Below are 14,261 nucleotides of genomic sequence, written 5' to 3'. Positions count from 1 at the left end.
CCCGTTATACTTGCGACATTTCGTGCCGAAACACGGCAATTCATATTTTCAGCCACCACAAAGGGAGCGGCGGGTGAGTCTCACAGTCGTTGCGCAGCGAATGGGTATAACGAGCTTTCAGCGTCTGGTGACTGGTCTTGTCTTGAGTACCTTGCTGGTCGGTTGTTCCAGCACCAAATCGAGTAGCGCGGGAGTTGTCGATCGCAACAATGCGGTCGCCCAGCGTCCGGCCGTAACCACCGGCCAGTACGTTGTTCGACCCAAGGACACGTTGTTTTCCATCGCCTTTCGCTACGGCTGGGACTACAAAGCCCTCGCGGCAAGGAACAACATTCCTACGCCTTACACGATCCATCCGGGTCAGACGATTCGCTTCGACGGTCGCAACGATTCAACGCCGGCAGCGGTGGTGAGTTCGTCCAGTTCCTCGCCTTCGTCGTCGAGCAAAACCACGGTAATTCGGCGTCAGGCAAATGGCACAACGACCAGTACAACGGTGCTCGCACCGTCCGTCGCCAGCAAACCGGCACCCGCTCCACTGCCTCCTGCCGGTCCGGCCCCGACGGGCTGGGGGTGGCCTTCTAATGGCATTCTGATTGGAAAATTCTCTTCAAACGGTAGTTTGAATAAAGGAATTGATATCGCCGGAGATTTGGGACAGCCTGTTTTAGCTGCGTCTGATGGGACGGTGGTATACGCCGGGAGTGGCTTAAGGGGCTACGGCGAATTAGTCATCATCAAACACAGCGATACCTACGTCAGTGCCTACGGTCACAACCGCAGGCTGTTGGTTCGGGAGGGGCAGCAGGTCAAAGTCGGACAGACAATTGCCGAAATGGGGTCAACGGGTACAGACCGGGTGAAACTGCATTTTGAGATTCGCCGACAAGGTAAACCTGTAGATCCGCTGCAGTTCCTGCCACGTCGTTGATTTGTTAGCCAAGCCTGTTCCGTCACGTAGAGGGAACAGGCTCCAGCGTTGCCAGGGATCAAGGCGCCGCTTGAGCTTGAGGTCGAACTCACCAAAGGACTATAACAATGGCTCTCAGTAAAGAAGTGCCGGAGTTTGACATCGACGATGAGGTTCTCCTTATGGAGACCGGCATCGCTATGGATTCGATGTCGAATGATGAAGGGGATGCACCACCTTCCGTTCGTGCCAAATCCAGACACTCCGCTTCGTTAAAGCAACACAAGTACATCGACTACACCCGGGCACTCGATGCCACGCAGCTGTACCTCAATGAAATCGGCTTTTCCCCATTGCTCTCCCCGGAAGAAGAAGTTCATTTTGCGCGCCTGTCGCAAAGTGGTGATCCGGCCGGACGCAAGCGCATGATTGAAAGCAACCTGCGGCTGGTGGTGAAAATCGCCCGGCGTTACGTCAATCGTGGGCTGTCGCTGCTGGACCTGATCGAAGAGGGTAACCTCGGCCTGATCCGGGCAGTGGAAAAGTTCGATCCAGAACGCGGCTTCCGCTTTTCGACCTACGCCACCTGGTGGATTCGTCAGACCATCGAACGCGCGATCATGAATCAGACCCGGACCATCCGGCTACCTATTCATGTGGTCAAAGAGCTCAACGTGTACTTGCGGGCTGCACGGGAGCTGACTCAAAAGCTCGACCATGAACCCTCACCCGAAGAAATTGCCAACCTGCTGGAGAAACCGGTAGGCGAGGTCAAGCGCATGCTTGGCCTGAACGAGCGGGTTTCTTCGGTCGACGTCTCGCTGGGTCCGGATTCGGATAAAACCCTGCTGGACACCCTGACCGACGACCGCCCGACCGATCCATGTGAACTGTTGCAGGATGACGACCTGTCGCAGAGCATCGATCAATGGCTCTCGGAGCTGACCGACAAGCAACGCGAGGTGGTCGTACGCCGCTTCGGCTTGCGAGGTCACGAGAGCAGTACGCTTGAAGATGTCGGCCTGGAAATCGGCCTTACCCGGGAGCGGGTCAGGCAAATCCAGGTTGAAGGCCTCAAGCGTCTTCGGGAGATTCTCGAGAAAAACGGCCTGTCGAGTGAGTCGCTGTTCCAATAAGCCATTCGCTCAACCGGTAACAAAAAGCCCCGACTGGTTCGGGGCTTTTTGTTACCGGGAAGATGAGAGGTGCGTTGGTATTGGCGCCACCTCAGGTTTGTAGTCTCGTGGTGTAAGTCATTGCTTACTCTTTCGTAAGTGTTCATTATTTTTACACCCTGGTAGTTGTCTATTCGAAGGATGCTGTATTTATAAGTTATTGATTTATATATTTATTTTATTAAGTTAACAGCATATTGCAGATGATTTCAGCCATGGAGGCCGATTGCTCTTGGTGGGGAATCCTCTAGTATTTGAACTGTGTCGACGGATAGACACGCCCTTCAAGGAAGAGGGGAACGGACATCGCAGGATGCGATTCATCAGGACGATGAAAAGGAATACATGGAATAGGGAAAAAATGTGGGCGGGTCAAACCGCCCCTTTTTTTTGCCTGCAGAAAAGCAAAAAGGCCCGCAAGGGGCCTTTTCGGGAACGCGAGGGAAATCAGCGTTCGAGGTGTTCGATCTTGCCTGGCTTGCCATCCCATTCAGCGGAATCGGGCAATGGATCTTTCCGTTCAGTGATGTTTGGCCATACCTCGGCCAATTCCATGTTCAGCTGAATGAAGTTTTCCATGCCGGCGGGAACTTCATCTTCAGAGAAGATGGCCACGGCAGGGCATTCTGGTTCGCACAGTGCGCAGTCGATGCACTCATCCGGGTGAATCACCAGGAAGTTCGGGCCTTCGTAAAAGCAGTCCACCGGACAGACTTCTACGCAGTCGGTGTACTTGCACTTGATGCAGTTGTCGGTGACGACGAAGGTCATTTCTAATTTTCTCCTCAGGCGGCGGCAGCGGAGCCCCTTCAGGACGGGGTCGCCAGGTTCGGGAGCGATAGTCTGCAGGCCAGGCTATGAGCCTGCAGCATCCCAAACCGCGCGAGATTCTAACAGCTTGCAGGCAAGTGCGTTAGATCCGTGTCTTTAATGTATAGAGCATTTCCAAAGCCCTGCGTGGTGTCAGGTCATCCAGATCAAGTTTGGCCAGTTCATCCAGCACCGGATGCGGCAGGCTGGCGAACATGTCGCTCTGCTGCGGCGCAACGGATTTGCCTTTGGCCGGCGTAGGCACTTCATGGGGCAGCGCCGTGGATTCGAGCCGGCTCAAGTGTTCACGGGCACGCACGATCACTTCGCTCGGCACACCGGCCAACTGCGCAACCGCCAGGCCATAGCTCTGGCTGGCAGGCCCAGGCAGCACGTGGTGCAGGAACACGATGCGTTCGTTGTGCTCGGTGGCATTGAGGTGCACGTTGGCTACTAGCGGTTGGGCTTCCGGCAGCACCGTCAGCTCGAAATAGTGAGTGGCGAACAGTGTATAAGCCCGCAGTTGCGCCAGACGCTCGGCCGCGGCCCACGCCAGGGACAGGCCGTCGAAGGTGCTGGTGCCGCGACCGACTTCGTCCATCAGCACCAGGCTGCGCTCGGTGGCGTTGTGCAGGATGTTCGCGGTTTCGCTCATTTCGACCATGAAGGTCGAACGCCCGCCCGCCAGGTCGTCGCTGGAACCGATCCGGGTGAAGATCCGGTCGACCAGGGACAATTCGCAACTGGCCGCCGGCACGAAGCTACCGATGTGCGCCAGCAGCACGATCAACGCGGTCTGGCGCATGTAGGTGGATTTACCGCCCATGTTCGGACCGGTGATCACCAACATACGGGTGCTGTCATCGAGGCTCAGGTCGTTGGCTACGAACGGCGTGGTAAGTACCTGCTCGACCACCGGATGACGGCCCTGGCTGATGCGCATGCACGGCTCGCTGACGAAACGCGGGCAGTTCAGGTCCAGATTCAGTGCACGCTCGGCGAGGTTGCTCAGCACGTCCAGTTCGGCCAGTGCGGCAGCGGTGTCCTGCAAGGGCGGCAATTGGGCGATCAGGTCTTCGAGCAGTGCTTCGTAGAGCATCTTCTCGCGCGCCAGGGCACGGCTCTTGGCCGACAGCGCCTTGTCTTCGAACGCTTTCAGTTCCGGGGTGATGAAGCGCTCGGCACCTTTGAGAGTCTGGCGACGGATATAGTCGGCGGGTGCCGATTCGGCCTGCTTGCTCGGCAACTCAATGAAGTAACCGTGAATGCGGTTGTAACCGACTTTCAGGTTGGCCAGGCCGGTGCGGGCCTTCTCCCGGGCTTCCAGATCGATCAGGAACTGCCCGGCGTTTTCGCTGAGCGATTGCAGCTCGTCGAGTTCGCTGTCGTAACCGGTTTTCAACACGCCGCCGTCACGGATCACCGCTGGCGGGTTGTCGATGATGGCTTTCTCCAGCAGCGCCGCCAGTTCCGGATAGGTGCTGGTGGTCGTTGCCAGTTGAATGATGTGCGGAGCTTCAAGCTCGGCCATTGCCACCTGCAACTCTGGCAGTGCGCCGAGGGCATCGCGCAGGCGCGCCAGGTCACGAGGACGGGCATTGCGCAGGCCGATCCGCGCCAGAATCCGCTCGATGTCGCCGATTTCCTTGAGCTGCGGTTGCAGTTTCTCGAAACGATAACGGTCCAGCAGGCAGGTGATCGACGTCTGGCGTGCCAGCAGTACGGTCAAATCCCGCAGCGGACGGTTCAGCCAGCGGGTCAGCAAACGGCTGCCCATGGCGGTCTGGCAGCGGTCGACCACCGATTGCAACGTGTTGTCGCGACCACCGGCCAGGTTGGTGTCCAGTTCCAGGTTGCGCCGGCTCGCGCCGTCCAGCACCACGGTGTCGTCCAGGCGTTCATGACGCAGGCTGCGCAAGTGCGGCAGGGCAGTGCGCTGGGTTTCCTTGGCGTAGCTGAGCAGGCAGCCAGCAGCGCCGATGGCCAGGGTCAGGTTCTCGCAGCCGAAACCCTTCAGGTCCTGGGTGGAAAACTGCTGGCAAAGACTTTTCAGCGCCGAGTCGCGCTCGAAATCCCACGGCGCACGGCGACGGACCCCACGACGTTTCTCCGCCGGCAAGTCCTTCGGCCAGTCGTCCGGGATCATCAGCTCAACCGGGTTGACCCGCTCCAGTTCCGCCAGCAGGTTTTCCCAGCCCTTGATCTCCAGCACCGTGAAGTTGCCGCTGGTGATGTCCAGCACCGCCAGACCGAACAGACGCTCGTCCCCCAGCACCGCAGCGATCAGGTTGTCCCGACGCTCATCCAGCAGCGCTTCATCGCTGACCGTGCCGGGCGTGATGATGCGCACCACCTGACGATCCACCGGGCCTTTGCTGGTGGCCGGGTCGCCGACCTGCTCGCAGATCACCACCGATTCGCCAAGCTTCACCAGTTTCGCCAGGTAACCTTCCGCAGCGTGGTAAGGAATCCCACACATCGGAATCGCCTGCCCCGCCGATTGCCCACGAGCCGTCAGGGTGATGTCCAGCAACTTGGCGGCCTTCTTCGCATCTTCATAGAAGATCTCGTAGAAGTCGCCCATGCGATAGAACATCAGCTGGTCGGGGTGCTGGTTCTTCAGGCGCCAGTATTGCTGCATCATTGGCGTGTGGGAGGACAGATCGGAGACGGCTTTATTCATCGGATTGTCAGGAAACTCGTTCAAAGGTGTGAGGCAAAAGCGCGGCATTGGCCGGGCTTTTCCGCGATGGGCGCAAGGTTACCATGGGCGGTCTGCCAGACGCAGGCATCACGATTGGGTGAATTTAAATAGTGAAATAGGTCGGTCTACACACCTAAACCCATAAGCAGTTGGTCAAGGCCGCAGTTGGCACCAGTCAAAGCATCGAACATACGAGCAGCGGCTGTCGGCTTGTGGATAACTGGCCAGCGACTGATCGCACGGGCGCCGCATCAGGTGCACAGACAAAGTAAAAGCCCGGCGCTTGGCCGGGCTTTCTGGGATTCTAGAGCGTTCTATCAGGCTTGCTTTGCCTCGGCCTGCATCATCACAAGGTTCTGTTGCTTGGTCGCTTCGGTCAAAACTTCACTATAGACGCGCTTTTTCTGATCAGACTTCGCGTTACGAATAAAGTCGGCAAATGGGCTTTTAGCACCCTTGGCAGAGCCTGGCTTAATCGAAATCATGGATGCGCTCCTATGGGTAACCCGAGCGTGGCCTCTAGATCAGCCCGCGTGTATTGCTCAGGTATATGGTAGTCAATTTTATCGACACCAGCTTTGTAAAGACGTCCCGAATTGTCGATATGCTTGAGCAGTAGATCTACGTGGACATCGCTGCCGAACTCTAGCTTAAGTGAGTTCACTACGTCACGCGCAGCAAAATACTGATCGATGAAATGCTCCTTGCGAATCCTTCTTCCCTCAGCCTCTTCTCGAGCTTTGACAAAGTCCCAAGCAAGGAAAGGATTCTGATAGACGTACAAGATTTGTACAAACCTACCTTTTTTCAAGGACCTCTCGACATTTCTCCGGGCCACGTCAATGTTTGAAAACGTCCCGTCCAGCAGAAATGACTGTCTTTGATCAATCGCGAAGTCGAGAATTTTCTCAACCAAAATCGAAACGCCTCCTTGAAAAAGCCAAGAATTCCCGCCTGAGTACTCAGAGAACTCGTTTCGAAGCTCATCCGGATCAATCCTTAAGATCTTCGTATCGGCGAAAAGGTTAACAAGGGCGATAGAGGCTTCCGTTTTACCTGCTCCAGGGGAACCAGCCATAAACACTGACACGGGAGCTTCTTCCAGCGGATAAATGGTTTTGTCCGTACGTCGTCTCGCGATGGCTTTCTTGTTCGAGCGAGCAAAGCTTATCGCTTGGTTCGAAATTTCCTGCTCTGCCGGCGTCATTGCCTGCCCTGTAGAAACTCTTGCATCCTCCATAAGCAAATCCCTCCTTGTCGGTTCCATGCCATCTATGCACGAGACGCAACAGTTTTGGTCTGAAAACCCCTTAAAGGCCCGGTCAGGTGGCTTTTCCGCGATGGGCGCAAGGTTACCATGGGCGGTCCGCCCGACGCAGGCATGAAAGCCTCAACGCTATTTTTCGTGGGTCTATGCACAAATTATGCAATTTGGCATTTGTCTTCCGAAAAAAGATCAAGCACTATTCGCGTTATGCAAAAACGCAATGTTTCTACTGTCTTAAGAGCGCTGCTCGATCAGCACGGGATCTCCCCCACGGAGCTTCACCGTCGCACCGGCGTGCCTCAATCCACTCTCTCGCGCATCCTCAGCGGGAAGATCGTCGATCCTTCGGATAAACATATCTCGAAGATTGCCGAATACTTTGCTGTGAGCACCGATCAATTGCGGGGCCGCGCGGATGTCGCGCCGACCGCCAGCGCCGGGCGCGATCAATTGCATTCGGAACTCAAGGACATAAGCCTGTGGGACGACGATACGCCTGTCGATGACGACGAGGTGTCGGTCCCCTTTCTTCGCGAGGTTGAATTGGCTGCTGGATCAGGAAGATTCGTCATCGAAGAGAGCGAGCGCTCTAGCCTGCGCTTCGGCAAGCGCAGTTTGCGCCATAACGGTGTGCAGTTCGACCAGGCCAAATGCGTGACTGTGCGTGGCAACAGCATGTTGCCGGTACTGCGCGACGGTGCCACGGTGGGGGTGAATGCCGGTAAATGCGGGATTGGCGACATCATCGACGGCGACCTGTACGCCATCAACCACAACGGCCAGTTGCGGGTGAAACAGCTTTATCGCCTGCCGACCGGGATTCGCCTGCGCAGCTTCAATCGCGATGAGCATCCGGACGAGGACTACAGCTTCCAGGAAATCCAGGAAGAGCAAATCGTCATCCTTGGTCACGTCTTCTGGTGGGGCATGTACGCCCGCTAACCTCACCGCTGTCAGATAAAACCCGTCGCCCGACGGGTTTTTTTTCGCCTGCCAAAAACCGCCAACGCCTTTGTCTGTGGGGCTTTCATGCGTCTGTGCATTTTCAGTGCATAAATAAATGCATTTATGCATTGACTGTATATGCATCCATGCATATTCTTTGTCTCAAGCCGCTCAACAAAGCGGCTCGAAACGAAGCTCTTTAGTTCCACCACAAAGGCAGCGATGAATCGGCCTCAACGGTTCAGAGGGTTGGCAACTGACCCGGGTGTGCAGCGTAAAGCACCAGAAGCAGTTATCCGGCGGGCAGGGACCGCGGTCGGAAAAACAATTTGAATGGACTCGTACCGCGCCAGTAGCGCCGAAAAGTCAGCTTCCTTTTTGACACGGGATTAAAGGAAGGCGAAGGAGCGCATTACTGAAAAGCCCGGTTTCACACTGGGCTTTTTGGAATGCCTACCTGATGCAGGCAGATCAACGTGTGCCGGAATGCCCGGCGATCAATAAGGATATGAAAATGAAGAAATACGCACGTGTAGTAAACGGAAAAGTCGACAACATCTACGAGACGGTCAATCCGATCACTGACGAGTTTCCAGTCGATCAACTCTGGGTCGACGTCACCGGCAGTTCGAGCAATCAGGTTGACTACGGCTACAACGCAGTCAACAGCGATGGCCTCTGGTCGTTCAATTCCGGGTTCCCTTGGCCGCAATCTGCGCTAGGTGAACAAATGCGCAATGAAAAAAACAAGCGGCTCGACAGTGTCATGACCAGCGTGGCGTCGTCGGGATTGCAATTCAAAGTTGATCTGGGCGTGGCCACTGCTGCCGAGCAGGCTTACCTGACTGCCTTCAAGGAGTATTGCGTTGCCTTTACTCAGGTCAACAAACAGCCAGGTTTTCCGCTGACCATCGTTTGGCCTGAGCTGCCGTAAAAACGGAGCGCATTACTGAAAAGCCCGGAATGCTCCGGGCTTTTTGGAATGCCTACCTCAAGAGACATCGATTGAATCCAACACACATCACTCATCAATCACACCAGGAGGCGTGACATGACAAACGAGCAACAAGCGTTGCTGGACATGCCGATCTGGCTGGTCATCCTCCTCGCCGTGGCGGGCGGGGTGTCCGGCGAAATGTGGCGCGCCGACAAGGAGGGCGCCCGTGGCTGGTCACTGCTGCGGCGCCTGGCCCTGCGGTCCGGGGCCTGCATGATCTGCGGCGTCTCGGCGATCATGCTGTTGTACGCCGCGGGCCTGTCGATCTGGGCTGCCGGCGCCTTTGGCTGCCTGACGGCGATGGCCGGGGCGGACGTGGCCATCGGGCTTTACGAACGTTGGGCCGCCAAGCGGATTGGCGTTTGTGAAGTGCCACCGCGCGATTCTCGTCCCGATCAACAGTGAACCGGCGTCGCTGATCTTCGTATTGCCATAGGAATAGGAGGCCATTGATGCCCGCTGTCATCGAAAAACCGTCGCAGCTGTTTTCTGCCATTGCCGAGACGTTGCGTACCGCCATTCCCGGCTTGAAGGTCGGGAGTCATCAAGACTTCGACGGCACTGTCGATCTGCCCTGGGTGCTGATCGCCATCGAACGCGATGCGCCGGGCATCCGTGCCAACGACGGACGTATCGCTCATGTCCTGACGGTTTCCTTGCAAGCCGTGTTGCCCGGTGCAGGGTTGGCGGCGTGCGATCTGGCCAGTGAGTTGAAAAGCCTGGTCGTCGATAACCGCTGGAAACTGCCGGGCGAGCAATGCGATCTGCCGATGAACATTGATGGCATCCCGTCCACGTTCATCAGCGATGCACGGGAGTACACCGCCTGGACCGTTTCATTTACCCAAACCCTGTACCTCGGCCCGACGCTGCTCGAAGACCCGTTGGGTATCCCGAAATTTGCCCGTACCTGGGAGGTGTCGAACATCGACGACCCGGATCAATACACCGCACTCGAGGGCTGACCCATGTTTGATGCGCTGTTACGTATGCAACTGGGGCCGATCATCGAGCGTTTGGCCGAGATGGAAACCGAGCTCGAAGACCTGCACCGGCGTGCCGACAGTTTCTGTCGCATCGGCGTGTGTCAGGAAGTCGATGCGGCCAGCAATACCTGCAAGGTCCGTCATGGGGAACTGCTCACCCCGGCGATCCGGTTTTTCAACCCGAGCGCCGGGGCACAGAGCGAGTCGCGGATTCCTTCCGTGGGTGAGCAGTGTTTGCTGCTGAACCACGGCGGTGGCGAGGGCGGCGGGCAGTCGGTGGCGTTGTTCGGTCTCAACGGCGGTCAGTTCCCGCCCGTCTCGACACAGGCATCGCTGACGCGTCGCCTCTATCAAGACGGCACGGAAAGCGGTTACGACCACGCCAGTCATGTCTTGCGCTGGAAGAACGGCCCGGCGGCGTTCACCGGCTCCCGTGAATCCCTCGAGTTGAACATCGGCCCGGCGAGGCTGGCGATGAGGCCTGAGGCCATCGAATTGCAACTGGGCGCCGTCGGCCTGCGGCTCGACGCTTCCGGTGTGCATCTGAGCGGCCCGTTGGTGGATCACCAGGGTCGCGTCATCAGTACTGCATAAAGAGCTTCCCATGATCGGAATCGATAGAAACACCGGCGCAACGGTCGACGACTGGCTGCAGTTCGTGCAGCGCGCCACCCGGGCGCTGACCACGCCGTTGGGCACACGTCAGAAGCGCCCTTTGTATGGTTGCGCACTCACTGAGTTGCTGGGGCAGAACCTCGGCGACGACCTGCTGATTCTCGCCCAGAGCCATGCGGCCCAAGCGTTTTACAACAAGTACAACGGCATCGACGATTTCGAGCCGCAGGTCATTGTGGCCAGCCGCTACGGTGCCGGGTTGTTATTGCGTTTCGCCGGCACCTGGAAAAACCGCCAACAGACCTTCGAGGTGGTGGCATGAGTATGTTGATACCTGGCCAGAACCAGTTGGCCGAACCGGCAATCGTCACGGTCGAAGTGTTCGAGGATCTGCTCGCAGAGTTCAAGACCTTCGTTGTCGAGTATGTCGGTGCCCGTTCCCCCGAGAGCGCGGCCAAGCTTGCGGTCAGCCTGGAAAACGAAAGCGAGTTGCTGACCCTGGCCCTTGAGGCGTTTTGTGTACGGCTGCAAACCCACGAACGCAAATACAACGCCCGCATCAAGCAGATGCTGGCGTGGTGGGCCACCGGCACCAACCTCGACGCCCGCCTCGCGGACATGGGGCTTGAGCGCCAGTTGCTGGACCCGGGCGATCCGGCGGCATTCCCGCCTATCGATCCGGTCTACGAGAGCGATGACGACGCCCGGTTGCGTTATTACCTGGCGCCCCATGCACCGGCGGCGGGCTCGCGGATGCAGTATCGGCGTGAGATCTTCACCCTTGGCGAACGGCCTGCCGTGAAGGTGGAAACCACCGCGGCGGGAGTGGTGACGGTCACTTACACCTTCGACCCGGACGGCTATGTCGCGCAGGTCAAGGACGGCAACGGGCGCCGGACCGCGCCCGGCGAAGTCACGGTCACGGTGCTTTCCCGAGAGGGCGATGGCACGCCATCCCAAGCGCTGCTCGACGGTGTTCGCCAGCATTTCGCCCGGCCTGATGTCCGGCCCGAAACGGACCTGGTCACCGTGCAGGCCGCGCAAATCAAGAACTACAAAATCCGGGTGATTGCGAAGATCAATCCTGGGCCCGATTCAGGGCTGACCAAGGTTGCCGCGCAACAGCAGCTGCAGGCGTATGCCGATGCCTGTCATCGCCTGGAAGGGCGAGTGGACCCGAGCTGGATCGACTACACGCTGCACAGCGCCGGCGCGGTTCAACTGCAAATTCTTGAGCCAGTGGCGCCGATTGTGACGAGCGCTTTTCAAGCGCCGTATTGCACGGGCGTCGAGGTCGAGGTGGATACGTTATGAGTGACGACACACCTCGCCCGAGCCTGTTGCCAGCCAACAGCTCACCACTGGAAAGGGCGCTTGATCTCGGTTTTGCCCGATTGCTTGAGCGTATCGACCCGCCGTTCCCCGAACTGATGAACCCCGCCAAAACACCGCTGGCATTCCTGCCGTACCTGGGCGCGGATCGCGGGGTCAGCGAATGGAGCTCCGAGGCGACCGAGGCGGAAAAACGCCTGACGGTGGAACTCGCCTGGCCTACCGCACGGCAGGCCGGGACGCGAAAAGCACTGGAAAACGCGGCCAAGGGTTTGCAATTGATGCCTGAGGTGCGCGCCTGGTCCGAACAAACACCACCCGGCCCGCCTTACAGCTTTTCCGTCAGGGCCTTCACCGAACAGCCCTACAGCGAAGAAATCGACGCCCGTCTCGACCGACGCTTGGCTGATGCCAAAAGCGAACGCGACACCTTGAAGGTTTCCGTCGGCTTGAGCGCATTCGGCAGTCACGTCATCGGCGCCGCCACCGTATGCGGCGAGCTGACCACGGTTTATCCGATCGTCATCGAAGGGCTTGAAGCCTCGGGTCAGGCCTTTATGGCCGCTGGGCTCTACACCGTCGAAACCTCCACAATTTATCCTCAGGGGTCCTAAATGGCCGACTATTACACCCTGCTCACCAATGCGGGGATCGCCTACGAAACCGCCTGCAAGGCGGCGGGCACACCGATCAAGCTGTCGCAGATTTCCGTCGGCGACGGCGGCGGCGCGGTTTATAACCCGGCTGCCACTGCCACGGCACTGAAACGCGAAGTGTGGCGCGGGCCGCTCAATGCGCTGTTCCAGGATGAGAAGAATCCGAGCTGGTTGCTGGCCGAAGTGACTATCCCGCCTGAAGTGGGCGGCTGGTATGTGCGTGAGGCCGGGCTCTGGACCGATACCGGGATTCTTTACGCCATCGTCAAATATCCGGAGTCGTTCAAGCCGGTGCTGGCGACTTCGGGCTCGGGGAAAGAGTTCTACATTCGTTCGATTTTCGAGACCAGTAATGCGGCGCTGGTGACGTTGTTGATTGATGACACGGTTGTGAAAGCGACGCGTGCGTGGGTGATGAGTTACCTCGCTGAAGAGCTCGGCAAACTTGATGGCAAGCAGTCCGTGCGTGTCGCGGCAACCGGCAACGTGGTGTTGAACGGTGCAAAGCAGGTCGACGGAGTTGCAGTGATTGCCGGTGACCGGGTTCTGCTGCCGAATCAGACGTTGGCCAAGGATAACGGTCTGTGGATCGTGGCCAACGGTGACTGGGTTCGGGCGAACGATGCCAACGTCAGCGCCAAGGTCACGCCGGGCCTGACCGTGATGGTAGAAGAGGGCACGCAGAATGGTGATTCGCTGTGGCACCTGACTACTAACGGGCCGATCACTCTCGGCACCACCGCGCTGACTTTTGAGATGCTGGCCGGTCGTACCGGCATTGCACCGGGGACTTACAAAAGCCTGACCGTGGACAAATACGGTCGAGCGACGGCGGGCGCGAACCCCGAAACGCTGGCTGGGTTCGGGATCAAGGACAGCTACACCAAAACTGAAATCGAGGGGATGATTGCCAGCGCCTCGATGTTGCCGGTGGGGGCGATTGTCGCGTTTCCCGGTGATACGCCACCGATGGGCTTTCTTGAGCTGGATAACAGCGTCAAGAGTGCTGCGCTTTATCCGGATCTGAGTGCTTATCTCGCCGGCAAGTACAACAAGGGCGACGAGGGCGCTGGAAATTTTCGTTTGCCGGATGGACGCGGCGAATTCCTGCGCGGTTGGGATCATGGACGCGGTGTTGATGGCGGCCGGACAATCGGCAGTTATCAGGTTGATACCTTACAGAACATCACTGGTACGTTTGACGGCTATCTCGATATCACCACGGCAGGCGGCGCGTTCACGTTAAGCAACATGAGCACGTCCTCAACTCCGCTCAACCAGAAAGGCGCCTACCATGGCGTGTATTTTGATGCTTCGAAAGTGGCGCGCACCTCCGCGGAAACGCGTCCCCGTAACCTCGCCGTCATGTGGTGCATCAAGGCTTGGAACGCGCCGATCAATCAGGGAAATATTGATATCGCCGCACTGCAGGCGTTGGCTGTGCAAGCTACTGAAATCAATCAGGGCACGGCCAAGATCACAACTCAGGCGCTTACGGATGCCGGCGCCGATGACTCTACAATCGTGACGCCGAAAAAACTTCGCTGGGGATTCCAGATCCTCAAGGCCGCGAATGGTTACGTAGTTTTCCCGACGTGGCTGGGCGGTTTCATTATTCAATGGGGTTATTCCACGATCCCATTGGGGGCAACGGCTGTTCCGTTTCCGTTGACTTACCCGAATGCTTGCTTTGGTGTTCAAGCTACGCCGTTCAATGTTACTGGCGCCGCTGATGTTATCGAGTATACGGCGCTCCCAACTAAGGCCGGGTTCACGGCTGTCGGGGTTAGTTCCGGAGTAACGGGAGCGCCTTTGCAAACAGCTACGAATTTCTTCTGGTTTTCAATTGGGCACTAAGGGAGAC

The 14,261-nt window shown here is 57.7% G+C and carries 15 protein-coding genes; 11 read left to right on the top strand and 4 right to left on the bottom strand.

All coding sequences use genetic code 11. The annotated features are described in order from the left end of the window. Positions 1–73 precede the first annotated feature (73 nt). Positions 74–931, top strand: a complete 858-nt coding sequence (locus ACCC96_RS20245; protein ID WP_026345674.1) for a peptidoglycan DD-metalloendopeptidase family protein — start codon at positions 74–76, stop codon at positions 929–931. Between the two features lie 107 nt (positions 932–1,038). Then, entirely contained in the window at positions 1,039–2,046 is a 1,008-nt protein-coding gene (gene rpoS / locus ACCC96_RS20240) for an RNA polymerase sigma factor RpoS (RefSeq protein ID WP_007940534.1), read from the top strand. A gap of 486 nt (positions 2,047–2,532) precedes the next feature. Here the strand turns inward: rpoS and fdxA are convergent, their stop codons facing one another. The 4 genes from fdxA to ACCC96_RS20220 form a co-directional block, all read right to left on the bottom strand. Continuing rightward, positions 2,533–2,856, bottom strand: a complete 324-nt coding sequence (gene fdxA / locus ACCC96_RS20235; RefSeq protein ID WP_007940535.1) for a ferredoxin FdxA — start codon at positions 2,854–2,856, stop codon at positions 2,533–2,535. 142 nt (positions 2,857–2,998) lie between these two features. Then, entirely contained in the window at positions 2,999–5,578 is a 2,580-nt protein-coding gene (mutS, locus tag ACCC96_RS20230) for a DNA mismatch repair protein MutS (protein WP_026345675.1), read from the bottom strand. A gap of 338 nt (positions 5,579–5,916) precedes the next feature. Beyond that, positions 5,917–6,084: a hypothetical protein gene (locus ACCC96_RS20225; protein ID WP_177431112.1), complete on the bottom strand. Its 168-nt coding sequence runs from the start codon at positions 6,082–6,084 to the stop codon at positions 5,917–5,919. Continuing rightward, complete coding sequence (locus ACCC96_RS20220; RefSeq protein ID WP_413696746.1) at positions 6,081–6,806, bottom strand: zeta toxin family protein; 726 nt, start codon at positions 6,804–6,806, stop codon at positions 6,081–6,083. Before ACCC96_RS20220 ends, ACCC96_RS20225 begins: the two co-directional genes overlap by 4 nt. 267 nt (positions 6,807–7,073) lie before the next feature. Between ACCC96_RS20220 and ACCC96_RS20215 the strand changes: the two genes are divergently transcribed. The 9 genes from ACCC96_RS20215 (at position 7,074) to ACCC96_RS20175 (ending at position 14,254) form a co-directional block, all read left to right on the top strand. After that, positions 7,074–7,808 carry an XRE family transcriptional regulator gene (locus ACCC96_RS20215; protein WP_413696745.1) on the top strand — a complete coding sequence of 245 codons (735 nt, stop codon included), beginning with the start codon at positions 7,074–7,076 and terminating at the stop codon, positions 7,806–7,808. A 517-nt stretch (positions 7,809–8,325) separates the two neighbouring features. Continuing rightward, complete coding sequence (locus ACCC96_RS20210; protein WP_413696739.1) at positions 8,326–8,745, top strand: tail fiber assembly protein; 420 nt, start codon at positions 8,326–8,328, stop codon at positions 8,743–8,745. Between the two features lie 117 nt (positions 8,746–8,862). Beyond that, complete coding sequence (locus ACCC96_RS20205) at positions 8,863–9,213, top strand: phage holin family protein (protein WP_018926992.1); 351 nt, start codon at positions 8,863–8,865, stop codon at positions 9,211–9,213. Positions 9,214–9,260: 47 nt separating this feature from the next. Continuing rightward, positions 9,261–9,773 (top strand): hypothetical protein, encoded by a 513-nt coding sequence (locus ACCC96_RS20200; protein WP_018926991.1) that lies wholly within the window; start codon positions 9,261–9,263, stop codon positions 9,771–9,773. Between the two features lie 3 nt (positions 9,774–9,776). Next, positions 9,777–10,388 (top strand): phage baseplate assembly protein V, encoded by a 612-nt coding sequence (locus tag ACCC96_RS20195; protein ID WP_258671044.1) that lies wholly within the window; start codon positions 9,777–9,779, stop codon positions 10,386–10,388. Between the two features lie 10 nt (positions 10,389–10,398). Further along, on the top strand, positions 10,399–10,731 hold the full coding sequence (locus ACCC96_RS20190) for a phage baseplate protein (RefSeq protein ID WP_018926989.1): 333 nt from the start codon (positions 10,399–10,401) through the stop codon (positions 10,729–10,731). Then, entirely contained in the window at positions 10,728–11,723 is a 996-nt protein-coding gene (locus ACCC96_RS20185; RefSeq protein WP_413696738.1) for a baseplate J/gp47 family protein, read from the top strand. The genes ACCC96_RS20190 and ACCC96_RS20185 overlap by 4 nt, the downstream gene beginning before the upstream one ends. Continuing rightward, complete coding sequence (locus ACCC96_RS20180; RefSeq protein ID WP_413696737.1) at positions 11,720–12,355, top strand: phage tail protein I; 636 nt, start codon at positions 11,720–11,722, stop codon at positions 12,353–12,355. The genes ACCC96_RS20185 and ACCC96_RS20180 overlap by 4 nt, the downstream gene beginning before the upstream one ends. After that, positions 12,356–14,254: a phage tail protein gene (locus ACCC96_RS20175; RefSeq protein ID WP_413696736.1), complete on the top strand. Its 1,899-nt coding sequence runs from the start codon at positions 12,356–12,358 to the stop codon at positions 14,252–14,254. It begins immediately after the preceding gene. The last annotated feature ends 7 nt before the right edge of the window (positions 14,255–14,261 follow it).

Origin of the sequence: Pseudomonas sp. Pseusp11 (assembly GCF_047304405.1) — a bacterium.
Lineage (GTDB): Bacteria > Pseudomonadota > Gammaproteobacteria > Pseudomonadales > Pseudomonadaceae > Aquipseudomonas.
The sequence above is the reverse complement of the archived record's forward strand: the minus strand, read 5'-3'. Positions and strand labels throughout refer to the sequence as shown.